Source organism: Duganella sp. 3397 (assembly GCF_031456625.1).
Lineage (GTDB): Bacteria > Pseudomonadota > Gammaproteobacteria > Burkholderiales > Burkholderiaceae_D > Rugamonas > Rugamonas phyllosphaerae.
Genome location: NZ_JAVDVB010000001.1, coordinates 844,624 through 871,113 on the forward strand (window position 1 = coordinate 844,624; position 26,490 = coordinate 871,113).

Genomic DNA, 26,490 nt, shown 5'->3' on the forward strand with positions numbered 1-26,490 from the left:
ACACCGGACCGGCCGCATTCCAATGGAATGCGTACAACAACAGGCTCCGGGTCCCCGCAACGAGCAATGACTTTGTAGGGTAGAGACCATGACTGTTAAAAAATTCCTGATGACCGCTGTGCTGGCTGTCTCCGTCTTCTCGATGGTGTCCGAAGCCATCGCCCGTCCTGCCGGCGGTGGCCGTTCGATTGGCCGCCAGTCGCAAAACGTCCAGCGCATGCCGCCTGCCGCCGCGCCTCAGCAGGCTCCGCAAGGCGCGCAGCGCCAGGCGCCTGCCGCCACGCCCAACGCGGCCACGCCGCCAAAACCGGCCAGCCCATGGAAAGGTATCCTGGGCGGCGCGCTGCTGGGCCTGGGCCTGGGCGCACTGTTCTCGCACCTTGGCTTGAGCGGTGCTTTGGGTAGCGCCATCGGCACCATCCTGATGCTGGCGCTGCTGGCTGGCGCGGTATTCTTCATCGTGCGCATGATCCGCCGTAAATCGCAGCCGCAACCGGCGCCTGCGGCCTTTGGCGGCAACGGCGGCTTCGGTGGCAATGGTGGCAATGGTGGCAACAATAGCTACAACGACAACGTCAAGCCGTTCACGCCAGCCCAGCAGCCTGCGCAATTCAACACCAGCAATAGCAACAACGCCACACCGGAAATCGGTTCGGGCCTGCAGTCCGGCCAGAACTACCAGTACCAGCCGGCTGCCGTGCCTGCCCATCAAAAATGGGGCGTGCCGGCCGACTTCGACGAAGCGTCGTTCCTGCGTGTAGCAAAAGGCAACTTCATTCGCCTGCAAGCGGCCTGGGACAAGGGTGATACCGCCGATATTCGCGAATTCACCACCCCGGAAGTGTTTGCCGAGATGAGCTTGCAGCTGTCCGAGCGCACCCAGGCCGACTACACCGAAGTGGTCAGCATCGACGCCGAACTGCTGGGCATCGAAACCACCGCCACCGACTACCTGGCCAGCGTGCGCTTCACGGGCATGGTCAAGCCGGCCCGCGATGCGCTGGCCGAGCCACTGAACGAAGTGTGGAACCTGAGCAAACCAGTGTCCGGTTCGGCCGGTTGGCTGCTGGCTGGCATTCAACAGCTAGCCTGACAGTGGTTTTTCCCACGAAATGGTAAGATCGAAACCGCCCGCTCATGGGCGGTTTTGTTTTGTGGCCCTGTTTTGATAGCGTACCGAATGACGATCCCCAATCCCAGTGTTCTTTCCGCCGCCGCGCCTGCCAGCGCCGTGATCAATCACCTGCTGGCGCAAGAGCCGTGGGCGCGCCGCGAATTGCAGCGCCATGCCGGCAAGGTGGCTGCCATCGACGCCGGCGTGGCAATCCTGCGCCTGCGCGTGACCGTCGACGGCCTGCTCGAAGCGGCCCCGGCCGAAGCAGTGGCCAGCGTCACCATCCGCGTCAAACCCACCGACTTGCCGCTGATCGTGCAGGACCGCGAGCGGGCATTTTCCTACGTGCGCATCGAGGGCGATGCCGAGTTCGCCAATGCTTTGTCGAGCCTGAGCCAGTCGCTGCGCTGGGAGGCCGAGGTGGACCTGGAGAAGGTGGTGGGGCCGCTGGCGGCCAACCGCATGGTGTCGGGCGCGCGCGCTGCGCTCGGTGCAGTCAAGGCCGGCCACCAGAAAATCGCTGAAAACGTCGCCGAGTACCTGCTCGACGAAAAACAATTGCTGGTGCGTCCGCACGCGGTGGAAGAATTATCGGCCGACGTGACGCGACTGCGCGACGACGTCGAGCGCGCTGCCAAGCGCCTGGCCAAACTGGAACAGAAACTGGGAATCCAATGATTTTGAAATTACTCCGCTTCATGAAGATCATGCGGGTGGCGATCAAGTACGGCCTCGACGAGATAGCGATTTCCGGCTTCAAGGTGCCGCGCACGGCGCGCTTCATCGACACCGTGATTTTCTGGCGCGACCTGTCGTCCCCGCGCGGCGTACGCCTGCGCCTGGCGCTGGAAGACCTGGGGCCGATCTTCATCAAGTTCGGCCAGGTGCTCTCCACCCGCAGCGACCTGATTCCCCCCGATATCGCGGTGGAACTGGCGCGCCTGCAGGACCGGGTGCCGCCGTTCGACTCCGACATCGCCATTGCGCAAATCCACAAGTCGCTCGGCGCCCACCCGGACCAGCTGTTCGCCTCGTTCGAGCGCACGCCGGTGGCCTCGGCCTCGATCGCCCAGGTGCACTTTGCCACGCTCAAGGACGGCAAGCAGGTGGCCGTCAAAGTGCTGCGTCCGGGCATGAAGAAAACCATCGACGAGGACGTGGCGCTGATGCAGATTGCCGCCGACCTGGCCAGCCGCCTGTGGGCCGACAGCAAGCGCCTCAAACCCAAGGAGGTGGTGGCCGAGTTCGACAAGTACCTGCACGACGAGCTGGACCTGATGCGCGAGGCCGCCAACGCCAGCCAGCTGCGCCGCAACTTTGCCGATTCCAATTTGCTGCTGGTGCCGGAAATGCACTGGGACTATTGCTCGAGCAACGTGATCGTGATGGAGCGCATGCACGGCATCCCGGTCTCGCAGATCGACCGCCTGGCAGCGGCCGGCGTGGACCTGAAAAAACTGTCGAGCGACGGCGTGGAGATTTTCTTCACCCAGGTCTTTCGCGACGGCTTTTTCCACGCCGATATGCACCCCGGTAACATCCTGGTGTCGATCGAGCCGGAAACCTTCGGGCGCTACATCGCGCTCGACTTCGGCATCGTCGGCACGCTGACCGACTACGACAAGGATTACCTGTCGCAAAATTTCCTGGCCTTCTTCCGCCGCGACTACAAGCGCGTGGCCGAAGCCCACATCGAATCGGGCTGGGCGCCGAAAGAAACCCGCGTTGACGAATTGGAATCAGCCGTGCGCGCCTGCTGCGAGCCGATTTTTGATCGGCCGTTGAAAGATATCTCGTTCGGCCAGATCCTGCTGCGCCTGTTCCAGACCTCGCGCCGCTTCAACGTCGAAGTGCAGCCGCAACTGGTGCTGCTGCAAAAGACGCTGCTCAATATCGAAGGCCTGGGCCGCCAGCTCGACCCCGACCTCGACCTGTGGAAAACCGCCAAGCCGTACCTGGAAAACTGGATGGCCGAGCAAGTGGGCTGGCAAGGCCTGTACCAGAAACTGAAAGCCGAGGCGCCGCGCTATGCCCAGATCTTCCCACAATTGCCGCGTTTGTTGCACCGGGCGCTGGAGCAGCAGGGTGAGCGTCCCAATGACAACACCGAGCTGCTCAAGGTGCTGATCCACGAACAGCAAAAAACCAACCGCTTCCTGAGCGGGGCGACCTGGACCATCACCCTGGTGGTGCTGGCGCTGGTGTCCTACGAGTTCTGGCCGCATCTCACCCACCTGCTGCCGCGTTAAGGGTCCGAAATAAGATGGCCGACTTCGCCCAGCGCGACCCGCTGTTGCCGGCATTCTGGGACGAGCGCTTCGCGCGCCGTTTTACGCCGTGGGACCGGCGCGCCGCACCGCAGGCGCTGCGCGAGTTTGTAACCGCCAACGCGCCCATGACCACCGTGATCCCGGGCTGCGGCGCCGCCCGCGAACTGGTGCTGCTGCGCGAAGCGTGCTGGAACGCCACCGCCATCGACTTCTCGCCGGCTGCCGTGGCGACCGCCAGGCAGCTGGCCGGGCCGCACGCGCAGCACGTAGTGGAAGCCGATTTTTTCGCCTGGCAGCCGGCGCAACCGCTGCAACTGGTGTACGAGCAGGCGTTCCTGTGCGCCATGCCGCCGGCCATGTGGCCACGGGTGGCCGCGCGCTGGGCAGAACTGCTGCCGCCTGGCGCGCTGCTGGCCGGCTATTTCTTTTTCGACGATGGCGTGAAGGGGCCGCCATTCGGCATCGCCCGCAGCGCGCTGGACGCGCTGTTGCAGGCCGATTTTGTCTGCGAAGCGGACAACGCCGTCAGCGATTCGATCGCGGTCTTTGAAGGCAAGGAACGCTGGATGGTCTGGCGCCGGCGCCAGCACTAAGGGCCATCCGGTGCTTGGCCATAGGAAACAGGCTTGGGGCGCCCAAAAGGCTTTATAATTCAGGGTTTTGATGATTTTTGCGGAGTAATAGATGCCGATCTACGCTTACCGCTGCGAGGCATGTGGTTTTGCCAAGGATGTCTTGCAGAAGATTTCCGACCCGCAGCTGACTGTCTGCCCAGAATGTGGCAAGGACTCGTTCAAGAAACAACTGACCGCCGCCGGCTTCCAGCTGAAGGGCTCGGGCTGGTATGTCACCGATTTCCGCGGCGGCACCCCGCCGGCCACCGGCGTGTCGAGCCCGTCGGGTGCGATCGCTTCGTCGGCCCCGGCCAAGTCGGAGGCGCCTGCTGCTACTGCTGCGGCTCCGGCCGCTGCACCGTCCAGCACCACCAAGGGAGATTGATCCCATGACCAGGGCAATCGATGCGTAAATACTTCATTACCGGCCTGCTGATCCTGGTGCCGCTGGCGATTACCGCCTGGGTGCTGAACCTGGTAATCAGCACCATGGACCAGTCGCTGCTGTTCGTGCCCGAGCGCTGGCAGCCGCGCACGCTGTTCGGGTTTAATATCCCGGGCCTGGGCACCTTGCTCACCGTGGTGATCATCTTCCTGACCGGCCTGCTGACCAACAACCTGGTCGGCAACTACGTGTTGCGCGTGTGGGAAAAGCTGCTCAAGCGTATCCCGCTGGTGAACTCGCTGTATTCGAGCGTCAAGCAGGTGTCCGACACCTTGCTGTCCTCGTCCGGCAACGCGTTCCGCAAGGCGGTGATGATTCCATATCCGCACCAGAATTCGTACACCATCGCTTTTCTTACCGGCACGCCCGGCGGCGACGTGAAAAATCACCTGGTGGGCGACTACGTGAGCGTATACGTGCCCACCACGCCCAACCCGACGTCGGGATTTTTCCTGATGATGGCGCGCAAGGACGTGGTCGAGCTCGACATGACCGTCGATGCCGCCCTGAAATACATCGTCTCGATGGGTGTGGTGGCGCCGGAAGATGTTTCGCCAACCATCGCCTTGCCGGACAGCGTCACCAAACAATCCGAACTCTCTGCGTAATTTAACCTGAACCGAGAAATAATCATGTCCTCAATGCGTACTCACTACTGCGGCCTCACCACTGAAGCGCTGCTTGGCCAAACCGTCAGCCTGTGCGGCTGGGTACACCGTCGCCGCGACCACGGCGGCGTGATCTTCATCGACCTGCGCGACCGCGAAGGCCTGGTGCAGATCGTCTGCAATCCCGAGCAAGCCGAAGTGTTCAAGGCCGCCGAAGCCGTACGTAACGAGTTCTGCCTGCGCGTGACCGGCGTGGTCAAGGACCGCCTGGCCGGCACCGTCAACAACAACCTGAAATCGGGCAAGATCGAAGTGGTTTGCTCGCAGCTGGAAGTGCTGAACCCGTCCGTGGCCGTGCCGTTCCAGCTCGACGACGACAACCTGTCGGAAACCACCCGCCTGACCCACCGCGTGCTGGACCTGCGTCGTCCGCAAATGCAGAACAACCTGCGCCTGCGCTACAAGGTGACGATGGAAGTGCGTAAATACCTGGACGACCTGGGCTTCATCGACATCGAAACCCCGATGCTGACCAAGTCCACCCCGGAAGGCGCGCGCGACTACCTGGTGCCATCGCGCGTGAACGCCGGCAGTTTCTTCGCGCTGCCGCAGTCGCCGCAGCTGTTCAAGCAGCTGCTGATGGTCGCCAACTTCGACCGTTACTACCAGATCACCAAGTGCTTCCGCGACGAAGACCTGCGCGCCGACCGCCAGCCGGAATTCACCCAGATCGACTGCGAAACCTCGTTCCTGACCGAACAGGAGATCCGCGACCTGTTCGAAAACATGATCCGCATCGTGTTCAAGAACACCATGGACGTCGAGCTGCCTAACCCGTTCCCGGTGATGGACTTCTCCGAAGCGATGGGCAAATACGGTTCGGACAAGCCGGACATGCGCGTCAAGCTCGAGTTCACCGAACTGACCGACGTGGTCAAGAACGTCGAATTCAAGATCTTCAACAGCGCCGCCAACCTGCCGAACGGCCGCGTGGTCGGCATGCGCGTACCGAAAGGTGGCGCGATGCCACGTTCGGAAATCGACGCGTACACCCAGTTCGTTGCGATTTATGGCGCGCGTGGCCTGGCGTACATCAAGGTCAACGAGAAGGCCAAGGGCCGTGACGGCCTGCAGTCGCCGATCGTCAAGAGCATCGACGACGAAACCCTGGCCAAGATCCTGGAACTGACGGGCGCGCAAGACGGCGACCTGATCTTCTTCGGCGCCGACAGGGCCAAGGTCGTCAACGACGCCATCGGCGCGCTGCGCGTGAAAATCGGCCACTCGGAATTCGGCAAGAACGCCGGCCTGTTCGACGACGTCTGGTCGCCGCTGTGGGTGATCGACTTCCCGATGTTCGAATACGACGAAGAATCGGACCGCTGGACCGCCACCCACCACCCGTTCACCGCGCCAAAAGACGGCCACGAAGACTGGCTCGAAACCAACCCGGGCGCCTGTATCGCCAAGGCCTACGACATGGTGCTGAACGGCTGGGAACTGGGCGGCGGTTCGATCCGTATCCACCGCGAAGAAGTGCAGTCGAAAGTATTCCGCGCCCTGAAGATCGATGCCGATGAAGCCCGCCTGAAGTTCGGCTTCCTGCTCGACGCGCTGCAATACGGCGCGCCGCCGCACGGTGGCCTGGCCTTCGGCCTGGACCGCATCGTCACCCTGATGACCAAGTCCGATTCGATCCGCGACGTGATCGCCTTCCCGAAAACCCAGCGCGCCCAGGATCTGCTGACCCAGGCGCCGTCGGAAGTCGACGAGAAGCAACTGAAGGAACTGCACATCCGCCTGCGTGCGGCTGAGCCCAAGGTGGTGAGCTGAATAGATGGCGAGCTGATTTCAGTTAGCGATCTGGCATAATGAAAAGGCGCCCGGGATACCGAGGCGCCTTTTCTTTTGCCCTGAACATGAAACCATACAAGATCCCCGAATCCGTACTGGTCGTGATCCACACCGCCGACCTGCAAGTGCTGCTCATCGAACGCGCCGACCGTCCCGGTTTCTGGCAATCGGTCACCGGCTCGATCGACACGCTCGGCGAGCCGTTCATCGATGCCGCCAGGCGTGAATTGTTCGAGGAAACCGGCATCGTCGCCGACGGCGAACGCATCGCGCTGCGCGACTGGCAGCTGTCGAACATCTACACCATCTATCCCGAATGGCGCCACCGCTACGCGCCCGGCGTAGTCGAAAATACCGAACACATCTTTAGCGTGGAAGTCCCGCGCGACACGCCCATCATGCTGTCGCCCCGCGAACACATCAACCACGCCTGGCTGCCGCACCTGGAGGCGGCCGACAAGTGTTTTTCGTCGTCTAATGCGGAGGCGATCCTGCTGCTGCCTCGGCAGACAGGATAGTCCCGCTCGATTGATCTATCGCAGGCCGTAGCGGTACCTCCAAGCTAATCTGCATTAACCTGGTTGATTAATTTAACCAACTGGGTTAATCTGTCAATCAAGCTTGGGGTACCCGCCATGACCAGCTACAGCAAGCCTGCACATGACCTTGCGCGCATGATTGCGTTGATAAGCAGGGACGCTTCAGTACCACCCGGGTTGCACGTGTTGGCGCGGTCGCTCTTGGGCTCGACCTGGACGGTCTGGTTGACGTCGTGGTCGATCTGCCAGCAAAGGGCCGGTTTTACAAGACCATGGAATCGATCAGCAATCCGGGGCGCTGGATGGATGTCTACCATACGCGAACGCCTGCCGGAGACCAGGTCTATCTCAAGCTGATGATACAAAACGGCGTATTGATCGTCTCGTTCAAGGAGTTATAGCGATGAAATGCGAAAACTGCGGCGCCTCGGCACTGGTGCACGATGTGCGTGACGTGCCTTATACCTACAAGGGTGAAACCACGATCCTGCCCCAGGTGGAAGGGGATTTCTGCCCGGTCTGCGATGAATCGGTACTCGGTCCGCAAGAGTCCCGGCGTACCATGGACCTGATGCTGGCCTTTAACAAGCAGGTCAACGCGGCTGCGGTCGATCCGCAATTCATCGTCAGCGTGCGCAAGAAACTCAATCTCGACCAGCGCCAGGCCGGCGAGATTTTCGGCGGCGGCGTCAACGCGTTTTCGCGTTACGAGCTTGGTAAAACCAGGCCGCCGCTGGCCACTGTCAAACTGCTGAAACTCCTGAATAATCATCCCGAGTTATTGCCGGAGGTGGCTGCTGCATGATCGTGCGGGACACGTGTTCGCCAGAAAATCTCTGTGTGCGGCGGCGAACGTACAGGTGCGCGGACTCAGGGTTACAATGTTTCCATGAAAATCCGTGTTGCCACATATAACATCCATAAAGGGGTGTCCTCGATCCGGGCCGAGCCGCGTGTTTTGGCGCTCAAGCAGGCTATCGGCATGTTTGATGCGGATGTGGTTTTTCTGCAGGAAGTCCAGGGCAAGCATGATTTAAAAGCTGCCAAATATGGCGCCGAACACCTGGGTACCAAGCACTGGCCCGCTGCGTCGCAGCACGAGTATTTTGCCGGCGAATCGCGCCACCTGCACGCTGCCTACGGCATGAACGCGGTGTACGACCACGGCCACCACGGCAATGCGCTGCTCAGTGCTTTCCCGATCGCCAATATGGCCAATCACGATGTTTCCGACCACGCGTACGAGCAGCGCGGCATCCTGCATTGCGTGCTCAATACGCCGCACGGCCTGGTCCACTGCTACGTGGTGCACCTGGGCCTGTTCGAAGCAGGGCGCCGGCGCCAGACCCAGGCCCTGATTTCCGCAGTACGTGCCTCGGCGCCCGATGGCGAACCGGTGATCATCGCCGGCGACTTCAATGACTGGCGTAATACCCTGTCTGCCGAGTTGCGCAATTGCCTGGGCGTGGTGGAAGCGTTCGATCAGCTGGGCAGCAAGTCTGCGCTGAGCGACATCATGCGCACCCTGCGCCGCAAGGCGTCGGTCAATCCGGCCCGCACCTTCCCGTCGGCGCTGCCGTTTTTCCGTTTGGATCGGATTTACGTGCGCGGCTTCAAGGTCGATACGGCCGAGGTCTTGCACGGGCCGCTGTGGGCCAAGCTGTCGGATCACGCGCCGATTGTCGCGTCGCTGTCACTTGGGTAGCACGCTGCTAGAATGGCGCCATGGGCCTCTCTGTCAACTTCCTCGCCGATAACGAAGTCAAGCTCCTGCACACCGGCACGGACTATTTTCCCGCGCTGATTGCAGCGATCGACAACGCCCGCGTCGAAGTCTATTTCGAAACCTATATCTTCGCCCCCGACGAAACCGGCCAGCGCGTGCTGGCGGCCTTGATCGCGGCGGCCCAGCGCGGCATCCACGTGCGCATGATCACCGACTGGTGGGGCACCGGCCGGCGCCAGGTCAACAGCATGCACGAGCAGCTGGTCGCTGGGGGCGTCGAGCACCGCGTGTTCAATCCGTGGTTCAAGCGCGGCGTGACGCGCACCCACCGCAAGATCTGCGTGGTGGACCGCGAGATCGCCTTGGTGGGCGGCATCAACATCAACGACGACATGTTTTGCGATTACAACCATGCGATTCCACTCGAGTTTCCGCGCTGGGATTTTGCGGTGCAGGTGCGTGGGCCGCTGGTGGCGTCGGTGCAAAAAGAGCAGGAAGCCCAGTGGCGCCGGTTGGGCAAGATGACCCTGATCAAGCGCATCAATCTCTATCGCGACATGCGCAAGGTGAACCAGGCGGCCGCCAAGAACATGGTGCAGGCCGGCTTCGTGGTCCGCGACAACCTGCGCAACCGCAGCACCATCCAGCGCGCCTACTTGCAGGCGCTGGGCCGTGCGCGCAAAAGCGTGCTGCTGGCCAATCCGTATTTCGCGCCGGGCCGCAAGTTCCGCCACGCGCTGGCCAACGCTGCCGAGCGCGGCGTCGATGTCACGCTGTTGATCGGCGTGGGCGAAATCTGGCTGCAGGATGCCGTGGCCCATTCGTTCTATCCGAAGCTGCTGGCCGCCGGGGTCAAGATCGTGGAATACCGCAAGACGCAGCTGCACGCCAAGGTAGCGGTGATCGACGACGACTGGGCTACCGTGGGCTCGAGCAATGTCGATGGCCTGTCGCTGTTTTTGAACCAGGAAGCGAACGTGGTAATCAAGGACGCCGCCTTTGCGCAAAGCCTGCGTGAACATATCGAGGCCGCTGTCGCCGATGGCGTGCCGATTCATTATGCCGACTTCGAGCACGTCGGCCGTTTTCGCCGCATCGGTTACGAGATCGCGTTCGTGTTCTACCGGACCGTGATGCGCCTGTTCTCGGTAGGAAAATATGCATGAGTGACACTGTACGACTCGACAAGTGGCTGTGGGCCGCGCGCTTCTTCAAAACACGTACCCTGGCTACCGACGCCATCGACAGCGGTAAAGTCAAAGTCAACGGCGACAAGGTCAAGCCGGCACGCAACGTGCACATCGGCGACCAGCTCGACATCGACAACGGCTCGGACCGCTGGGAAGTCGATGTGATGAATTTGTCCGACGTGCGCGCTGCCGCGCCGATCGCGCGCAACCTGTACGAAGAAACCGACGCCAGCGTGCAACGGCGGGCGCTGGTGGCGGAAAACCGCCGCCTGTTCCGCGAGCCGACCGCCGACTTCAAGGGCCGCCCGACCAAGCGCGACCGCCGCCAGATGGGCAAACTCTGAGCATTCCCTCCTGAGCCAACGTCCGCTGGCTTTTTTGCGCCATGCTGCGCCGCAGCAATAGAACCTCGACTCTAAACGTAGCGTTTGACTTTTGTCACGCGCTGGATAATAGTACGAGCGTTCGCAATTCTTTTCACACGGAGTAAATTTAAGTGGCGCAGAATACTTTGCTCCACGCACGAATTCACTTTGGGATCCTTTCTTATTAATACCTCAACTAAATTTATGCGCAAGGGCGAACTGACACGGGCGGCGATACTCGACGTGGCGCTGGACCTGGCCAGCCGGGACGGCCTCGAAGGCCTGACCATCGGCCTGCTCGCTGACAAGATGAACATGAGCAAGTCCGGCGTGTTCGCGCATTTCGGCTCGCGTGAAGATTTGCAGTTGGAAGTACTGAAGCTGTATCACCACCGTTTTGAGCAGGAAGTGTTTTTCCCCAGCGTGAAGGAACCACGCGGCATCGCACGCTTGCGTGCCATGTACGCGCGCTGGGTCAAGCGCGTGAGCGTGGAGGTGGCCTCGGGCTGTATCTATATCAGCGGTGCGGTCGAGTACGACGACCGCCCGGGTCCGATCCGCGAAGAGTTGATGGCCATGGTCGGCGCCTGGCAGGCCGCGCTGCTGCGCTGCGTGCAGCAATGCATCGAAGTCGGCGACTTGAAAGCCGGCAGCGATGCCCAGCAGATGGTCTACGAGATGTACGGCCTGATCCTGGCGCTGCACCACGATGCGCGCTTCCTGCGCATCCCCGGCAGCCTGGAGCGGGCCGGCAACGGTTTTGAACGTTTGATCGTGTCGTACAAGAATTAGAAGTTCGCAATATCGCAACGCAAGCCACCATTTTTGCAGTCAATAAAAGTCATCAGGAGAAAACCATGGGTCAATACGTCGCGCCAATCCGGGATATGCAATTCGTGCTGCACGAACTGCTCAACGTGCAGGAAGAACTGAAAGCGCTGCCGGACTACGCCGAAATCGATGCCGACATCATCAACCAGGTACTGGAAGAGGGCGGCAAGTTCACGTCGGAAGTGCTGTTCCCGCTGAACCATTCGGGCGACCGCGAAGGCTGCAAGCTCGACGTGGCGACCAACTCCGTGACCACGCCTAAAGGTTTCAAGGAAGCCTACAAGCAGTACGTCGAGGGCGGCTGGGCGGCGCTGGCGTGCGATCCGGAATACGGCGGCCAGGGTCTGCCGGTGCTGCTGAACAATTCGTTCTACGAAATGCTGAACTCGGCCAACCAGGCCTGGACCATGTACCCGGGCCTGTCGCACGGCGCTTACGAGTGCCTCAAGGAACACGGCACCGACGAACAGAAATCGACCTACCTGCCGAAGCTGGTATCGGGTGAATGGACCGGCACCATGTGCCTGACCGAACCGCACTGCGGCACCGACCTGGGCATGCTGCGCTCGAAAGCGCTGCCACAGGAAGACGGCTCGTGGCTGATCACCGGCAACAAGATCTTCATCTCGGCCGGCGAACACGACATGGCTGAAAACATTGTGCACCTGGTGCTGGCCCGCGTGCCGGACGCTCCGGAAGGCTCGAAAGGCATTTCGCTGTTCCTGGTGCCGAAGTTCCTGCCCAATGCAGACGGCACCGTCGGCGCGCGCAACCCGATCACCTGCGGCGCCATCGAAGAAAAAATGGGCATCCACGGCAACTCCACCTGCCAGATGAACCTGGACGGCGCAAAAGGCTGGATCATCGGCCAGCCGAACAAGGGCCTGAACGCCATGTTCGTGTTCATGAATGCGGCCCGCCTGGGCGTGGGCATGCAGTCGCTGGGCCTGACCGAAGTGGCGTATCAAAACGCCCTGGTCTACGCCAAGGACCGCATCCAGATGCGTTCGCTGTCGGGCGTGAAAGCACCGGACAAGCCAGCCGATCCGATCATCGTGCACCCTGACGTGCGCCGCATGCTGCTCACCGCCAAGGCGTACGCCGAAGGTGGCCGTGCGTTCACGTCGTACGTGGCGCTGCAGATCGACCGCGAACTGCACCACCCGGACGCCGACGTGCGCAAGGAAGCTGCCGACGAAGTCGCGCTGCTGACCCCGATCGTCAAGGCCTTCATCACCGATAACGGCTGGATCGCCACCTCGGAAGCGATGCAGGTGTTCGGCGGCCACGGCTACATCGCCGAATGGGGCATGGAGCAGTACGTGCGCGACGCCCGCATCAACATGATCTATGAAGGCACCAACACCATCCAGTCGCTGGACCTGCTGGGCCGCAAGATTCTGGGCGACAACGGCGCCAAGCTGCGCAAGTTCGGCGAGAAGATCAAGAACTTCGTCGAAGAAAACGGCACCGATGAAGCGATGAGCGAATTCATTACCCCGCTGGGCGACCTCGGCGACAAGGTCACCAAGCTGACCATGGAAATCGGCATGAAAGCCTTCCAGAACCCGGACGAAGTCGGTGCTGCCTGCGTACCGTACCTGCGCGTGGTCGGTCACCTGGTGTACAGTTACCTGTTCGCGCAAATGGCCAAGATCGCACTGGCCAAGGAAGACAGCGGCGACAACTTCTACAAGGCAAAACTGGCCACGACGCGCTTCTACTTCGCCCGTCTGCAGCCAGAGACCGCCACCCTGATCCGCCAGGCTCGCTCGGGTTCCGCCAACCTGATGGCTCTCGACGCCGACCTGTTCTAAGAGACTAGAGGATAAGACATGACCAATTTCATCGTTAAAAAAGTAGCCGTGCTGGGCGCCGGCGTGATGGGCGCGCAAATCGCCGCCCACTGCGTCAACGCCAAAGTGCCTGTCGTGCTGTTCGACCTGCCGGCCAAGGAAGGCCCGAAAAACGGCATCGTCCTCAAGGCCATCGAAGGCCTGAAGAAACTGTCGCCGGCACCCCTGGGCAACAAGGACCACGCCGCGCTGATCGAAGTGGCCAACTACGAAGACGACCTGGCCAAGCTGGAAGAGTGCGACCTGATCATCGAAGCGATCGCCGAGCGCATGGATTGGAAGCATGACCTGTACAAGAAGGTCGCACCGCACATCGGCGCCAACGCCATCTTTGCCTCGAACACGTCTGGCCTGTCGATCACCACGCTGTCCGAAGGTTTCGACGCCGACCTGAAATCGCGCTACTGCGGCGTGCACTTCTTCAATCCGCCGCGCTATATGCACCTGGTCGAGATCATTCCGACCGAGTCCACCCGCCCTGAAATCGCCGACCAGCTCGAAGGTTTCCTGACCACTACGCTGGGCAAGGGCGTGGTTCGCGCCAAGGACACGCCGAACTTCATCGCCAACCGCGTGGGCGTGTTCGGCATCCTGGCCATCGTCCACGAAGCCGAGAAATTCGGTTTGTCGGTGGACGTGGTCGATGACCTGACCGGCGCCAAGCTCGGCCGCGCCAAGTCGGGCACGTTCCGTACCGCCGACGTCGTGGGCCTCGACACCATGGGCCACGTGATCAAGACCATGCAGGACAACCTGCCAAACGATCCGTTCGCATCCGTGTACAAAACCCCGGAAGTGCTGGCCAAGCTGGTGGAAAAGGGCGCCCTGGGCCAGAAGTCCGGCGCCGGTTTCTACAAAAAAGTCGGCAAGGACATCCTGCGCCTGGATTTTGCCACCGGTGAATACGTGCCCGGCGGCGGCAAGGCTGCCGACATCATCGGCCGCATCCTGAAGGAAAAAGATCCGGTCAAGAAAATGAAAGCGCTGCGCGAATCGACCAATCCGCAGGGCCAGTTCCTGTGGGCGATCTTCCGCGACGCCTTCCACTACATCGCCGTGCACCTCGACACCGTGGCCGACAATGCCCGCGACATCGACTTCGCCATGCGCTGGGGCTTCGGCTGGACCGTCGGTCCGTTCGAGACCTGGCAGGCTTCGGGCTGGTCGCAAGTGGCGCAGTGGGTCAAGCAAGACATCGACGCCGGCCAGGCTTTGAGCACCGCACCGCTGCCGGCCTGGGTATTCGAAGGCCCGGTCGCCGACAAGGGCGGCGTGCACACGCCGGAAGGTTCATGGTCGGCTGCATCGCAATCGTTCGTGCCACGCTCCAACCTGGCGGTGTACGAGCGCCAGGCGTTCCGTGCACCGGTGGTTGGCGCTGGCGCCATCGATGGCCGCACGGCCGGCACCACGTTCCACGAGGACGACTCGGTGCGCATCTGGCACATGGACGACGAAGTGCTGGTCATTTCGCTCAAGACCAAGATGCACGTGATCAGCCCGGACGTGATCACCGGCTTTAACAAGGCACTGGCTGAAGCGGAGAAAAACTTCAAGGGCCTGGTGATCTGGAATGCGGACGCAGCCGAAGGCGGCGCCTTCTCGGCCGGCGCCGACCTGCAATCGGCACTGCCTGCGTTCATGCAGGGCGGCGCCAAGGCGGTCGATCCGATCATCAAGGACTTGCAGGATGCGTTCATGTCGCTCAAGTACGCCAACGTGCCGGTGGTCGCTGCGGTCGCTGGCCTGGCGCTGGGCGGCGGTTGCGAGCTGGTGCTGCATGCATCGAAGCGCGTGGCCTCGATCGAGTCGTACATCGGCCTGGTGGAAGTGGGCGTGGGCCTGATTCCTGCCGGCGGCGGCCTGAAGGAAGCGGCAGCGCGCGCTTACAAAGAGGCTAAAGGCAACGACATCCTGCAATTCCTGAAAACCGGTTTCACCAATGCGGCGACTGCCAACGTGTCGAAGTCGGCACTGGAAGCGCAGGCCATGGGATACCTGAAGGAAGACGACGTGATCGTGTTCAACGCCTACGAGCTGCTGCACGTGGCCAAGGTGGAAGCGCGCGCCATGTTCGACAAGGGCTACCGTCCACCGGTGAAGGCGCCGATCCAGGTCACCGGCCGTTACGGCTGGGCCACCATCAAGGCGCAGCTGGTCAATATGCGCGACGGCGGCTTCATTTCGGCGCACGACTTCAAGCTGGGCGACATGATCGCCGAGATCGTCTCTGGCGGCGACATCGACCAGGGTTCGTTCGTCAGCGAGCAGTGGATACTGGATCGCGAACGCAAGGCCTTCCTCGAGCTGTTGAATCATCCAAAGACGCAAGAACGGATCATGGGCATGCTGCAGACCGGCAAGCCGGTACGCAACTAATCTAGGAAGAACATAATGACCAAACAACTTCAAGACGCATACATCGTCTCTGCCACCCGCACCCCGATCGGCAAGGCGCCGCGCGGCATGTTCAACAAAACCCGCCCGGACGACCTGCTGGTGCGCGTGATCCAGTCGGCGCTGGCGCAAGCGCCGGGCCTCGATCCGGCCCTGATCACCGACGCCATCATCGGTTGCTCGTTCCCGGAAGCGGAGCAGGGCTTCAACATCGCGCGCCAGGCCGTGCTGCTGGCCGGCCTGCCGAAAACCGTCGGCGGCGTCACCATCAACCGTTACTGCGCCTCGGGCATCACCGCCCTGGCCATGGCAGCCGACCGCATCCGCGTGGGTGAAGCGGACGCCATGATTGCCGGCGGCGTGGAATCGATGTCGATGGTGCCGATGATGGGCAACAAGCCATCGATGAACATGAATATGTTCTCGGACGAAAACGTGGGCATGGCCTACGGCATGGGCCTGACCGCTGAAAAAGTGGCAACCCAGTGGAAAGTCTCGCGTGAAGCGCAGGACGCGTTCGCCGTGGAATCGCACCGCCGGGCTATTGCTGCGCAGCAGGCCGGTTTCTTCAAGGATGAAACCACCCCGGTCGAGATCATCACCCGCACGCCTAACCTGGCCACCGGCGAAATCGACATCAAGACCCGCACCGTCGATACCGACGAAGGCGCCCGCGCCGATTCCACCGTGGAATCGCTGGCCAAGCTGAAACCGGTGTTCGCTGCCAAGGGTTCGGTTACCGCCGCCAACAGCTCGCAGATGTCCGACGGCGCCGGCGCGCTGCTGGTCGTGTCCGAGCGCTTCCTGCGCGAGCACAACCTGACGCCGCTGGCGAAATTCTCGTCGTTCGCGGTCAAGGGCGTGCCGCCGGAAATCATGGGTATCGGTCCGAAGTTCGCGATTCCCGACGCCTGCAAGGCAGCCGGCATCACCCAGGACCAGCTGGACTGGATCGAGCTGAACGAAGCGTTTGCAGCGCAAGCACTGGCTGTGATCGGCGACCTGGGCCTGGATCCGGCCAAGGTCAACCCGATGGGCGGCGCGATTGCCCTCGGTCACCCGCTGGGCGCCACCGGCGCCATCCGCGCCGCTACCGTGGTGCACGCACTGCGTCGTAACAACCTGAAGTACGGCATGGTCACGATGTGCGTGGGCGCCGGCATGGGCGCGGCAGGTATCATCGAACGCGTGTAACCCCAAGCATCTTTTAGCGATACGCACCCCTTACCACTTGGGGTCGGACCCTGTAAAGGGTCCGACCCCGGCTGGCGGTGCGGGTCAGGACAGGGCGCCGCAAGGCGCCCTCATCACATGGAGACAAAGATGGACATACTGAGCACCAAGCAAGACGGCATCCTGACCCTGGAATTCAACCGCCCCGAGCGCAAGAACGCGATCACCGCCGCCATGTACCAGGCCATGGCCGACGCCATCATCGACGCCGAAGCCGACGTAGCGGTGCGCGCCATCCTGATCACCGGCAAGCCCGAAATCTTCACGGCCGGCAACGACCTCGAAGACTTCATGAAAAACGCGCCCACCAGCGGCGACCTGGAAGACCGCGCGGTCTATAAATTCATGCTGGCGCTGTCCGGCGCGACCAAGCCGGTCGTCGCTGCCGTTTCGGGCGCTGCCGTGGGCATCGGCACCACGCTGCTGATGCACTGCGACCTGGTGTACGCGGCCGACAACGCCAGGTTCTCGATGCCGTTCGCGCAGCTGGGCCTGTGCCCGGAATTCGGCTCGAGCCTGTTGTTCACGCAAATTGCCGGCTACCCGCGCGCGGCCGAAAAGCTGATGTTGGGCGAAGCGTTCCTGGCGCCCGAGGCGCTGGAAATGGGACTGGTGTCGAAAGTGGTGCCAGCCGATGAACTGCTGGCCTTTGCCCAGGGCCAGGCCGCCAAGCTGGTGGCCCTGCCAGCGAGCTCGATCCGCACCACCAAGCAGTTGATGAAAGCCAGCCGCAACAACGCGATTGCCGACACCATCGCGGCCGAGAACAAGCATTTCGGCGCGATGCTGTTGTCACCGGAAGCGCGCGAGGCGTTTACGGCATTCTTCGAGAAGCGCAAGCCGGACTTTACCAAGTTTGCTTGAGGCAGCCAGCTGTGTGCGGAGCTCCCGTCGTTGAGTGTCACATAAGTTGAGATTTTCTCGCATAAGATGAGATTAGAATTTCCTCAATGAACTTCTTGGACCTCTGCGACAAATATATCGACGAACATGACCGGGCGCCACTAACCACGCCTCCTCGGAGTAAAGATAATGCGCTCGTGATCATTAGGGGCACTCCGGCGACCGCGCGGCTTGACCGGCTAACGCGATAGGCGTGGCTCGTGAGCAGCTTCAGGTCCATCCTGGACGTCGCGGCGCCGGCCACCCACTGGTGCTTCCTGCGCGATGCGCTCGCCACGGCGGCGCGGGCCTGCGGCCGCCGCAGGCCTGGCCGGCTAGCAGCGGCAGGATCAGGAGGGTGCCTGCGGCGCCGGCTAATAACTGGTTTGTCTCAACACCAAATGCCGGACACCGAGGCGACCGCCCGGGCCTACGAACGCTGCGGGCCGAGGCTGTGAGCACCTCCAAGGCGAGACGGCGCCGGCTGCGCGTTCGGCGCTACATTACCAAGCGCTGGACAGAGCGGGCTTGGCCCGATCGCAGCCGCAGAACGACCAGTGCGCCGGCGGTGCCTGCCACCAAGTGGAGGCACCGGATTTGCATGAATACGGCTTCAATCCAATCACCATGCTGGCAAAAAACCTCCAGGTCAGGGCAGCCTTTCACGGCCACCATCACCGGGATCGTGCATATCCTGGAGACGTCTGGCACGGCGTTGCCATGCGACAGATCGTCCTCTATGAATGGGACTGATCTTTGGGACTTGCGGCGATTCGGATATAGGTTCAAGCACTAAGGATCGGCTCTGCATATGATCGAGCAATCACAATTCTTCTACCCTAATGGTTGATTAAAGAAAAAGTGATCGCTTGCTCATATTTTGGAGCTTTAAAAAATAATAAGTTAAAATATGATCGGTCGATCACATTGAGGCAGATATGTCTAGTTTAAATTATCAGATTGTGACTTCAACAGTTCAGCTTGGCGCAATCGCGCGCGCCGCTCGAAAAAAGCAGGGTCTTACCCAGCTGGACGTGGCTGGACTTGCTGGTAAAAGCAATCGCTTCCTTATTGACTTGGAGCGGGGCAAAGAGACGTTGCAGATGCAGATGGTGATCGATGTGCTGGCCCTTCTTGGACTTGAGCTCGTGATCAAGGAGAAATCGTGAGTTCGAAAGAAGCATCTGGTAAGCGCATCCCCGACGCTCTCTGGGTGCACGGCCCAGACGGGCAGGTCGGTACGCTTCACAACACTGATCCCCTGTCGTTTAGCAGCGGCAGCTTCAAGATATGGGAAGTAGCCGTCGAGCCTAACGGTCTCTGCCATTTGCCCTGGTAGAAAAGCAGCGCCGTTTTTTCCTGTGCACCGGCGATGGAAATGCGGAACGCATCGTTGTCATCATCGCTCGCGCCCAGTATATTTTGCGGTGTAACGGTCGCCTGCAGAATACGTGCGACCTCGCCTTCATCCAGCGCGGTGGCCTGTACCCGGCCCGGGCCGGCGGGTACTATCCCGGCCGGCATGAGCTGTAATGCGCCGACGCAGTCACGGCCAATCTCGGCGAGCAGATCGAAGGCGCCGGTCGATGCGGTGTGGTATCGGCGTGCCACCCGCTCACGAATCTCTTTGCTGCTGGCAGCAGATTTTCGAACCAGGCCTCTACGGCTGGTCCGGAATAAGGCAGGTTTCCCGGCCTGAATGGCAGAGATCGGGAGAGCGGTCGGCCACCCTGGTGCTGGACCCATTCATCTGCGTACTGCAAGGTTTCGCCATGTGACGTCCACGTGCCTACGAAGAACCCGTTCATCCACAGGCCAGATGACTGCGAGTGAGATTTGCGGCCCATTGGTCACCAGGGCAAAGTGTTGCTGCCGGCGTCAGAAGGCGCAGCATTCCCGGGGCGCCTGAGCACCAACTCCACGCCCAGCACACTCAGCAGGGCTAGTACACGCTCGGCACTGGCGCTGCTGGCGTTCAGTTCCAGATAAGACAGTTTCTGTTGTGTCAGTCCCATGCGGGAGGCGACCTCGGTTTGCGACAAGCCCGATTCCTTGCGAAATGCCTGTAGCACGCCAGGCAATTGGTCGGCAGTGCGAATAGGAAATTCTGTACTCATACTTATATTCCTTGGTAATCTCAATTTACCAAAATATATTGGTAAATTGAGATTGCCAACATAATCCGGTAAAGTCAGACTACCAAGAAATTCAAGTACCAAGAACACCCGATCCGGTTGCCGATTTCATCGTCACGTCATATAAAAATCCTAAGCTTGCCAGCTCATAAATGATCGGAGCAAGCATGACTTCATCGATTTCGCGTCGCAGTTTTCTGGCCCAGGGTGGGGCATTGGTCGGCAGTTCGGCATTGGGCAGCTCGCTGCTGCTGGCCGGGTGCGGCGGCAGCAGCAACAGCCAAGCGGCCATCGGGGTCAGTGACAAGGAACGGCCCAAAATGCCGTCGGGAATCCAGTTCGGCGATATTACCGATAACCGGGCGATCATCTGGAGCCGCAGCGACCGCAACGCGCAGATGATCGTCGAATACGATACCAGTGAGCGTTTCAACAACGCCAGCCGCATTGTCGGTCCCGTTGCCAGCGACGCCACCGATTTCACCACCCGTGTCGATTTGAACGGCTTGCCCACCGGCCAATCGGTCTTCGTGCGGGTGCGCTACGTGGATCCCGAGAATTCGAGAATCGAAAGCGAAACCATCGCGGGACAATTTCGGACCACGCCGGCTCCCGATGCAACCCGCGCCGTGCGCTTTCACTGGAGCGGCGACCAGTGCGGCCAGGGCTGGGGTATCAACACCGATTTCGGCGGCATGAAAATCTATGAGGCGATGCGCTTGCGCGACCCGGACTTTTTCATCCACAACGGCGACACGATTTATGCCGACGGCCCGATCCTGGCCCAGGCCACGGCGGAAAACGGCCAGGTGTGGCGCAACCTGGTCACGGAAGAGGTGAGCAAGGTCGCGGAAACGCTCAAGGAATTCCGTGGCCGCCATGCCTACAATATGCTCGATGCGAACTTTCGCAAGTTTGCCACCCAGGTGCCGCAGGTCTGGCAATGGGACGATCACGAGGTGACCAATAACTACAGCGCGTCCAAGGATTTGTCGGCCGATGCGCGCTACACCGAAAAAAGCATCGCCACCCTCACCACCCGTGGCCGGCGCGCCTTCCTCGAATATGCGCCCATGCGCTATTACAAGCAAAGCGAACCACAGCGTATTTATCGCACCATCTCGCACGGTCCGCTGCTGGACGTGTTCATGGTGGACATGCGCAGCTACCGGGGGCCGAACAGCACCAACCTGCAAACCGCGGAAGACGCCAGCTCGGCCTTCATGGGGCGCGACCAGGTGGAGTGGCTGATCGCCGCGCTGAAAGCCTCGACCGCGACCTGGAAAGTCATCTCGGCCGACATGCCCATCGGCCTGAACGTCGGCGACGGCAAGAACGCCCAGGGTGAGGCGTTATGGGAAGCGCTGGCCAACGGCAACGACGGCGTGCCGCTCGGGCGCGAACTGGAAATGGCCCGCCTGCTCAGCAGTATCAAGGCAGTGCCCAACGTGGTCTGGATAACCACCGACGTCCACTACTGCGCCGCCCATTACTACGATCCGGCCCAGGCCCGGTACACCAACTTTTCGCCGTTCTGGGAATTCGTCGCCGGCCCGATGAATGCCGGCGCCTTCGGTCCGGGCGTGCTCGACAAAACCTTTGGCCCCACCGCAGTATTTTCGAAAGCGCCGCTGATCCAGAACTCGTCGCCGTTTGCCGGGTACCAGTTCTTCGGTGAGGTCAATATCGACCCACGCACCAAGGCGATGAAGGTCGAGCTGTTCAACCTCGACGGCGTTTCGCAATTTGCCCAGACGCTGCCGGCGGTGGGTGTGTAAAGCGTCGGCCGTCTGCTAAGGCTCGGCGGCTTCGCCCAGCGCAGCCTGGGCATGGGCAGACGCTGAAATAGCCGCTGGAAAGCCTGCATAAAATGCCAGGTGCGTGATGGCAGCGGCCAGTTCCTTGCGCGTGACACCATGCTCGATGGCGCGGTGCAGGTGGGCGGGCAGTTCGTCCATGTGGTTGAGTGCAACCAGGCAGGCGATGGTGATCAGGCTGCGATCGCGCGGCGCCAGGTCGGGGTCGGCCCAGACTTGCGAAAACAGCGGCTGCTCGACCAGGTCCGCCAGCTTGGGCGTGAAAGGCCGGGCAGCGGCGCGGGGGCTGGTGAAATCGATGGCTGGCATGGATTACTCCTGGAAGTATGAAACGCGGCCGCAGCACGGCTGCAACCGCCAAGCTGAAGTGTTGCCGGTCAGGCCGCGCGTGCTGCGCGGGCGATGCTCTCGGCAAACAGCGGGGTTTCGCGGCGGTTATGGTCGCCCGACGACTCCTGGCGGTCGGCGCACGCTTTTTCCCACGAAATGCCGTGCTCCTTGATAAAGGCCAGGAATTCCTCGGTCGGGTGCGACACCACGCCGTTGGTGTACTCGCAGCGGTGGTCGTCGATCTTCTTCACGCTCAAATCCCAGATCACCTGTACCTTGGTGCGGCCGTTGGGCGTGAACACGTCCGAGGTGGACACCATGCGGCAGTGCGATGCTTCGGTGATCTCGCCCACGTAGTGCTGCACTACCAGGCCGGTGCCGATCATCTCGACGTTGATCGACATGCGGCGGCCGTCGTCGGTAAAGGTGGCGCCGGCGGCGATGTGGTCGGGCGGGGCGCAGCGCTGGTACTCGGCGTCGGGCAGCGTGAACAGCCACTTGGCGATATCGACTTTCTCGAACGGCACGTCGATGATGTGGCTGAATGCGGATTGCGACAGAATCAGGTCGGAACGGATGGTGGTCATGGCAAAACTCCTATAGTCAGTGAGGCTCGCGGCAGCTGGAAATGTGCTGCAAGCGTGTAGTGAGAATAGCGAGATCGCCGCGTGGCGAAAACTGTCCAGGAGAGTCGGTTCGGGGCCAACTTTTGGCAAAACCAGCGCACTTGTCCCTGCGCACGATTGAGTCCCTGCATTTATGCAAGTAAATGAAATGTATTCCATAATACAATCAATATGAAACTTGGTTCATATAACCTAACTTTGACCATCATGAAAATACCGTTTGCAATGATCAAACTGGCCGCCGTTGCATCCGCACTGGTGGCAGTCTCCACCGCACAGGCGACCACCAACAGCTCTGCTCCGCAGGACTGGCGGCTGGTGCCGGGTCAGTTCTTCAATGGCGTGGCCGGTGCGATGGACGGCGTCGGCCGGCTGAGCATTACCACTTCCGGCGGCGTGTCCCTGTGCTCCGGCTCGCTCCTGTCGGGCGGCCAGTACATGGTCACGTCGGCCCATTGCGTGACCGATCTGAAGTCGGTCAACGTGTCGTTTGGCTGGGCTGGCGGCAGCGTCAGCGAGACGCGTAAGGTGTTGCCCTCTGGCGTGTATGTGCATCCCAAGTGGACCGGCGACAACGTCGATAGCGGCGCCGATATCGCGCTCATCAAGCTCGATCATGCCGTCACCGACATCAAGGGCTACAACCTGAGTACGAGCAACGATGTGGGCAAGGAGTTCCTGCTGGCCGGCTATGGCCGCTCCGGCCTGGGCGGCAGCACTACCCAGCCCGATTCGGGTGACCGCTTGTGGGGCCACTACGGCTACAACACCTACGACGTGGACAGCAAAACCTTCAACCAGGTCAGCGACAAGGCGGTGCCCGGTTTTGGCTACGATGCGGCCTTCTACGCGCCAGGCGTGACCTATCGCAGCGATTACGATGACGGTACCGCCGCCCACAATACCCTGGGCCGCATCGCCGACGCTACCGGCCACGCCTGGACCAGCGGCACCGGGCTGGGCGCGCGCGAAGCGATGGGCACGGACGGCGATTCCGGCGGTGGCGAGTTCGTCTGGAGTGGCAAGGAGTGGCTGCTGTCGGGAGTGCACGAGTGGAACTTGCCGGGGGATTTTTCTTGCGTCGATTACAAGCTGACCGGCTGCGATGCGCGCCCCACCAACGACTTCAGCTACGGCGATCTGTCCGGCTCCACCGCGACGTTTTCGCACGTCGCCTGGATCCGCTCCATCACGGCCGTGCCGGAGGCCGATACCTCGGCGCTGATGTTTGCCGGTCTGGCGCTGATGGGCACGATCGCGCGCCGTCGTCGTCAGGCTGCCTGACCGGGCGCGCGCCGCCTGGACAGGATGAACCGCTCCAGGTCGCGGCTGGCATGTTCGATATGCCGCTTGAGCAGGCTTGCTGCGCCGCGCACGTCGCCGGCGCGGCACAGCCCGACCAGTTCTTCGTGCTCCTGCTGGGCCTGGCGAATGCTGTCGGCGCTGAGCGACAATTGCATGCGCGTATAACGGTCGGTTTGCTGCAGCAGGGTGGCAACGATGGCGGCCGTCCTCGGCTGGTCGGCGCGTGACAGCAGCACGTCGTGCAAACGCGTGTTGAGTTCGCCCCAGCGGGTGGTGTGCTGGGCCAGCAATTCCACCTTGTAGTCGGCCAGGATGGCGTCGAGCCGGGCGTAGTCGTCCGGCGTGAGCTTTGGCGCCGACTTCTTCAACAGCAGGGGTTCCAGCACGCTGCGCAGCATGAACAGCTCGCTGATCTCGTCGATCGACAAGCCCGCCACCACCGCGCCCTTGTGGGCGACGATCCTGACCAGCCCTTCGCCCTCGAGCTGCACCAGCGCCTCGCGCAGCGGGATCCGGCTGATGCCGAACTCGGCGGCAAGCGCATCCTGGCGTAAGGAACAACCTTCGGCCAGCTCGCCCGACATGATCTTGCGGCGCAGCGCGTCTGCCGCCTGGTCGGCAACGGTGGTCACCGCCAGGCTTGCCTGTTTCACGCAGCCACTTCCCGGCTCCAGTCGGCGTACCAGTCGCGGAACAGCGTGTATTGCGTTTCGGCGTAGCGGCGCTGGCTGGCGCTCAGGGCGTCGGTCTCGTTGAAGTGCAGCGTGTACTCGGTGTCGCCGTTGAGCACCATCAGGTACTTGTAGAACAGCACCAGGTCGGTGCCCTCGTCGAACGACGACAGCACCAGCAGCGCCGCTTCCAGTTCGCGGGCCTGGCGGCGCGCTACGGCGTTGCCGGCGGCGGCCTGGCGCGACAGGTCCACCAGTTGCAGCACTTCGCGCGGCAGCGCATTGCCGATGCCGGTAATGGCGCCGGTGGCGCCGCAGTTGACGAAGCCGTGCACCACCTGGGTGTCCACGCCCACCATCAGGGTGACGTTATCGTCCTGGCTGGTGATGTGTTCGGCCGCATAACGCAGGTCGGCGGCGCCGCCGAATTCCTTGAAGCCGATCAGGTTGGGATGCTGGGCGCGCAGTTCGAAGAACAGGTCGGCGCGGGTGGCAAAGCCGTAATACGGGCTGTTGTAGATCACGGCCGGCAGGGCAGGCGCAGCCTGCAAAATGGCCGAGAAGTGGGCCTTTTGCGCCGCCGGCGACGACCCGCGCGACAGCAGGCGCGGAATCACCATCAGGCCTTGCGCGCCGACGTTGGCGGCGTGCGCGGCATGCGACACCGCCTCTTTCGAATTGACCGCGCCGGTGCCGACGATGGTCGGCACCCCGGCCGCCACCAGGCGCGCCACGCCTTGCTGGCGCTGCGCTTCGGTCAGCAGCGGCCAGTCGCCCATCGAACCGCAATACACCACGGCGCTCATGCCGGCATCGACCAGCTCGCGGCCCTTGCGCACCAGGGCGTCGAAGTCGGGCGTGCGGTAGGCGTTACAGGGAGTCATCAGGGCCGGGATGGTGCCGGTGAAAATATTGTCGCTCATGGGGTTTCCTTCAGTTCAAGAGGGGCGGAGGGCATGGGCGACAGCATACTGCGGTTTTGGATATTTTATACAATCTGACCGGGGGTTATGCCGATTTCGTCGTCGAAGGTGCGCAGTTCCAGCGCGCCTGTCGCACGCAGCATGGCGATGCCGGCAGCGATGCGCGCAGGGGCGCCGGCTACAATCGCCGCCACCGGCTCGCCCAGCATGGCGCGCAGCAGCAACGGCGCCAGCACCGTGTCGATGAACTGGTCGGCAACATTCATCGCCATGGCCATGGCCGCAGCACCAGGCTCGTGCAGCGCGATCACCTGCGCGACGCGCCGCACGCCCGACTGCCAGAACAGCTTGTCCGCGCGGGCGCCGTCACCGAGCCGGGGCAGCTCGGTTACCAGCAGGCGCAGCAGCGCCAGCGCGTCGGGCGCCAGCGCATCCTCGACGACCTGCATGCCAACCGCAGCGAGCCGCTCATCGAGGCTGCGGTCTTCGGCAACCGTGTCTTGCGCCGGTGACCCCGTCAGCAGGCGATCGATCACTGCCGAAAACAGCGCCGCCTTGTTGGCGTAGCGGGCATAAATGCTGGCCTTGCCCGCGCCGGCGTCGAGCGCAACCTGGTCGCAACTGGTGCCGTCATAGCCGCGCTCGAGGAACAGCCGGGTGGCAGCCGCCAGCAGGCGCGCTTCCACGTCGCCTGCGCTATCGGCTGGCGGCCTGCCGCGCCGCCTGGGCATTTGTCCTGCTTCCACCATACCGCTTCTT

28 protein-coding genes and 1 pseudogene are annotated in these 26,490 nt (G+C 61.9%); 21 read left to right on the forward strand and 8 right to left on the reverse strand.

Annotation, left to right across the window (positions count from 1 at the left end):
* Positions 1 to 88: 88 nt before the first annotated feature.
* From J2X54_RS03725 to J2X54_RS03815, 19 genes and pseudogenes are all read left to right on the forward strand, one after another.
* A complete protein-coding gene (locus J2X54_RS03725) occupies positions 89 to 1,093 on the forward strand; it encodes a Tim44-like domain-containing protein (protein WP_310177992.1) in 1,005 nt (334 codons plus the stop codon).
* Between the two features lie 87 nt (positions 1,094 to 1,180).
* Complete coding sequence (locus J2X54_RS03730; protein WP_310177994.1) at positions 1,181 to 1,792, forward strand: SCP2 sterol-binding domain-containing protein; 612 nt, start codon at positions 1,181 to 1,183, stop codon at positions 1,790 to 1,792.
* Positions 1,789 to 3,363, forward strand: coding sequence for a ubiquinone biosynthesis regulatory protein kinase UbiB (gene ubiB, locus J2X54_RS03735; RefSeq protein WP_310177996.1), 1,575 nt, complete (start codon positions 1,789 to 1,791; stop codon positions 3,361 to 3,363). The genes J2X54_RS03730 and ubiB overlap by 4 nt, the downstream gene beginning before the upstream one ends.
* Positions 3,364 to 3,377: 14 nt before the next feature.
* Complete coding sequence (locus J2X54_RS03740; protein WP_310177998.1) at positions 3,378 to 3,977, forward strand: methyltransferase domain-containing protein; 600 nt, start codon at positions 3,378 to 3,380, stop codon at positions 3,975 to 3,977.
* 91 nt (positions 3,978 to 4,068) lie between these two features.
* Entirely contained in the window at positions 4,069 to 4,383 is a 315-nt protein-coding gene (locus J2X54_RS03745; protein WP_070249727.1) for an FmdB family zinc ribbon protein, read from the forward strand.
* 20 nt (positions 4,384 to 4,403) lie between these two features.
* Positions 4,404 to 5,051: a DUF502 domain-containing protein gene (locus J2X54_RS03750; protein ID WP_070249726.1), complete on the forward strand. Its 648-nt coding sequence runs from the start codon at positions 4,404 to 4,406 to the stop codon at positions 5,049 to 5,051.
* Positions 5,052 to 5,084: 33 nt separating this feature from the next.
* Entirely contained in the window at positions 5,085 to 6,884 is a 1,800-nt protein-coding gene (gene aspS / locus J2X54_RS03755) for an aspartate--tRNA ligase (protein WP_310178406.1), read from the forward strand.
* A gap of 86 nt (positions 6,885 to 6,970) precedes the next feature.
* Positions 6,971 to 7,423 (forward strand): dihydroneopterin triphosphate diphosphatase, encoded by a 453-nt coding sequence (gene nudB, locus J2X54_RS03760; RefSeq protein ID WP_310178006.1) that lies wholly within the window; start codon positions 6,971 to 6,973, stop codon positions 7,421 to 7,423.
* Between the two features lie 176 nt (positions 7,424 to 7,599).
* Positions 7,600 to 7,845 (forward strand): annotated as a pseudogene (locus J2X54_RS03765) (type II toxin-antitoxin system MqsR family toxin); the annotation flags it as partial.
* A gap of 2 nt (positions 7,846 to 7,847) precedes the next feature.
* Positions 7,848 to 8,249, forward strand: coding sequence for a type II toxin-antitoxin system MqsA family antitoxin (locus J2X54_RS03770; protein ID WP_310178009.1), 402 nt, complete (start codon positions 7,848 to 7,850; stop codon positions 8,247 to 8,249).
* 84 nt (positions 8,250 to 8,333) lie between these two features.
* The gene (locus J2X54_RS03775; RefSeq protein WP_070249723.1) at positions 8,334 to 9,149 is read left to right on the forward strand and encodes an endonuclease/exonuclease/phosphatase family protein; all 816 of its coding nucleotides are present in this window, start codon (positions 8,334 to 8,336) and stop codon (positions 9,147 to 9,149) included.
* 20 nt (positions 9,150 to 9,169) lie between these two features.
* A complete protein-coding gene (gene clsB, locus J2X54_RS03780; RefSeq protein ID WP_070249722.1) occupies positions 9,170 to 10,336 on the forward strand; it encodes a cardiolipin synthase ClsB in 1,167 nt (388 codons plus the stop codon).
* Entirely contained in the window at positions 10,333 to 10,704 is a 372-nt protein-coding gene (locus J2X54_RS03785; RefSeq protein WP_070249721.1) for an RNA-binding S4 domain-containing protein, read from the forward strand. The genes clsB and J2X54_RS03785 overlap by 4 nt, the downstream gene beginning before the upstream one ends.
* 225 nt (positions 10,705 to 10,929) lie before the next feature.
* Positions 10,930 to 11,517, forward strand: coding sequence for a TetR/AcrR family transcriptional regulator (locus J2X54_RS03790; RefSeq protein ID WP_310178016.1), 588 nt, complete (start codon positions 10,930 to 10,932; stop codon positions 11,515 to 11,517).
* 65 nt (positions 11,518 to 11,582) lie between these two features.
* Complete coding sequence (locus tag J2X54_RS03795; protein ID WP_070249719.1) at positions 11,583 to 13,373, forward strand: acyl-CoA dehydrogenase C-terminal domain-containing protein; 1,791 nt, start codon at positions 11,583 to 11,585, stop codon at positions 13,371 to 13,373.
* Positions 13,374 to 13,391: 18 nt separating this feature from the next.
* Positions 13,392 to 15,791 (forward strand): 3-hydroxyacyl-CoA dehydrogenase NAD-binding domain-containing protein, encoded by a 2,400-nt coding sequence (locus J2X54_RS03800; RefSeq protein ID WP_310178019.1) that lies wholly within the window; start codon positions 13,392 to 13,394, stop codon positions 15,789 to 15,791.
* Between the two features lie 15 nt (positions 15,792 to 15,806).
* Entirely contained in the window at positions 15,807 to 17,003 is a 1,197-nt protein-coding gene (locus J2X54_RS03805) for an acetyl-CoA C-acyltransferase (protein ID WP_070249717.1), read from the forward strand.
* 129 nt (positions 17,004 to 17,132) lie between these two features.
* Entirely contained in the window at positions 17,133 to 17,906 is a 774-nt protein-coding gene (locus J2X54_RS03810; RefSeq protein ID WP_310178022.1) for an enoyl-CoA hydratase, read from the forward strand.
* A 956-nt stretch (positions 17,907 to 18,862) separates the two neighbouring features.
* A complete protein-coding gene (locus J2X54_RS03815) occupies positions 18,863 to 19,093 on the forward strand; it encodes a helix-turn-helix domain-containing protein (protein ID WP_310178024.1) in 231 nt (76 codons plus the stop codon).
* A gap of 76 nt (positions 19,094 to 19,169) precedes the next feature.
* Here J2X54_RS03815 and J2X54_RS03820 read toward each other — a convergent pair whose 3' ends face one another.
* Genes J2X54_RS03820 through J2X54_RS03830 form a run of 3 tightly spaced genes read right to left on the reverse strand, consistent with a single transcriptional unit; the run spans position 19,170 to position 20,041 of the window.
* The gene (locus J2X54_RS03820; RefSeq protein ID WP_404990877.1) at positions 19,170 to 19,535 is read right to left on the reverse strand and encodes a hypothetical protein; all 366 of its coding nucleotides are present in this window, start codon (positions 19,533 to 19,535) and stop codon (positions 19,170 to 19,172) included.
* Positions 19,433 to 19,771, reverse strand: a complete 339-nt coding sequence (locus J2X54_RS03825) for a HipA N-terminal domain-containing protein (RefSeq protein ID WP_310178028.1) — start codon at positions 19,769 to 19,771, stop codon at positions 19,433 to 19,435. Before J2X54_RS03825 ends, J2X54_RS03820 begins: the two co-directional genes overlap by 103 nt.
* Before the next feature lie 3 nt (positions 19,772 to 19,774).
* Positions 19,775 to 20,041: a helix-turn-helix transcriptional regulator gene (locus J2X54_RS03830; protein WP_070249714.1), complete on the reverse strand. Its 267-nt coding sequence runs from the start codon at positions 20,039 to 20,041 to the stop codon at positions 19,775 to 19,777.
* A gap of 185 nt (positions 20,042 to 20,226) precedes the next feature.
* Here J2X54_RS03830 and J2X54_RS03835 point away from each other — a divergent pair, with 185 nt between their 5' ends.
* A complete protein-coding gene (locus J2X54_RS03835; protein ID WP_310178033.1) occupies positions 20,227 to 21,837 on the forward strand; it encodes an alkaline phosphatase D family protein in 1,611 nt (536 codons plus the stop codon).
* Positions 21,838 to 21,852: 15 nt separating this feature from the next.
* On the opposite strand, the gene J2X54_RS03840 is transcribed toward J2X54_RS03835, so the two are convergent.
* Positions 21,853 to 22,185, reverse strand: a complete 333-nt coding sequence (locus tag J2X54_RS03840) for a carboxymuconolactone decarboxylase family protein (protein WP_070249712.1) — start codon at positions 22,183 to 22,185, stop codon at positions 21,853 to 21,855.
* A 68-nt stretch (positions 22,186 to 22,253) separates the two neighbouring features.
* Positions 22,254 to 22,793, reverse strand: a complete 540-nt coding sequence (locus tag J2X54_RS03845) for a hypothetical protein (protein WP_310178038.1) — start codon at positions 22,791 to 22,793, stop codon at positions 22,254 to 22,256.
* Between the two features lie 246 nt (positions 22,794 to 23,039).
* Between J2X54_RS03845 and J2X54_RS03850 the strand changes: the two genes are divergently transcribed.
* Positions 23,040 to 24,116, forward strand: coding sequence for a trypsin-like serine protease (locus tag J2X54_RS03850; protein ID WP_310178041.1), 1,077 nt, complete (start codon positions 23,040 to 23,042; stop codon positions 24,114 to 24,116).
* On the opposite strand, the gene J2X54_RS03855 is transcribed toward J2X54_RS03850, so the two are convergent.
* From J2X54_RS03855 to J2X54_RS03865, 3 genes are all read right to left on the reverse strand, one after another.
* The gene (locus J2X54_RS03855) at positions 24,104 to 24,790 is read right to left on the reverse strand and encodes a GntR family transcriptional regulator (RefSeq protein ID WP_310178042.1); all 687 of its coding nucleotides are present in this window, start codon (positions 24,788 to 24,790) and stop codon (positions 24,104 to 24,106) included. The two genes, J2X54_RS03850 and J2X54_RS03855, sit on opposite strands and share 13 nt — an antisense overlap.
* Positions 24,787 to 25,731, reverse strand: a complete 945-nt coding sequence (locus J2X54_RS03860; protein WP_310178044.1) for a dihydrodipicolinate synthase family protein — start codon at positions 25,729 to 25,731, stop codon at positions 24,787 to 24,789. The genes J2X54_RS03855 and J2X54_RS03860 overlap by 4 nt, the downstream gene beginning before the upstream one ends.
* Positions 25,732 to 25,796: 65 nt before the next feature.
* On the reverse strand, positions 25,797 to 26,462 hold the full coding sequence (locus J2X54_RS03865) for a helix-turn-helix domain-containing protein (RefSeq protein ID WP_310178047.1): 666 nt from the start codon (positions 26,460 to 26,462) through the stop codon (positions 25,797 to 25,799).
* Positions 26,463 to 26,490 lie beyond the last annotated feature (28 nt).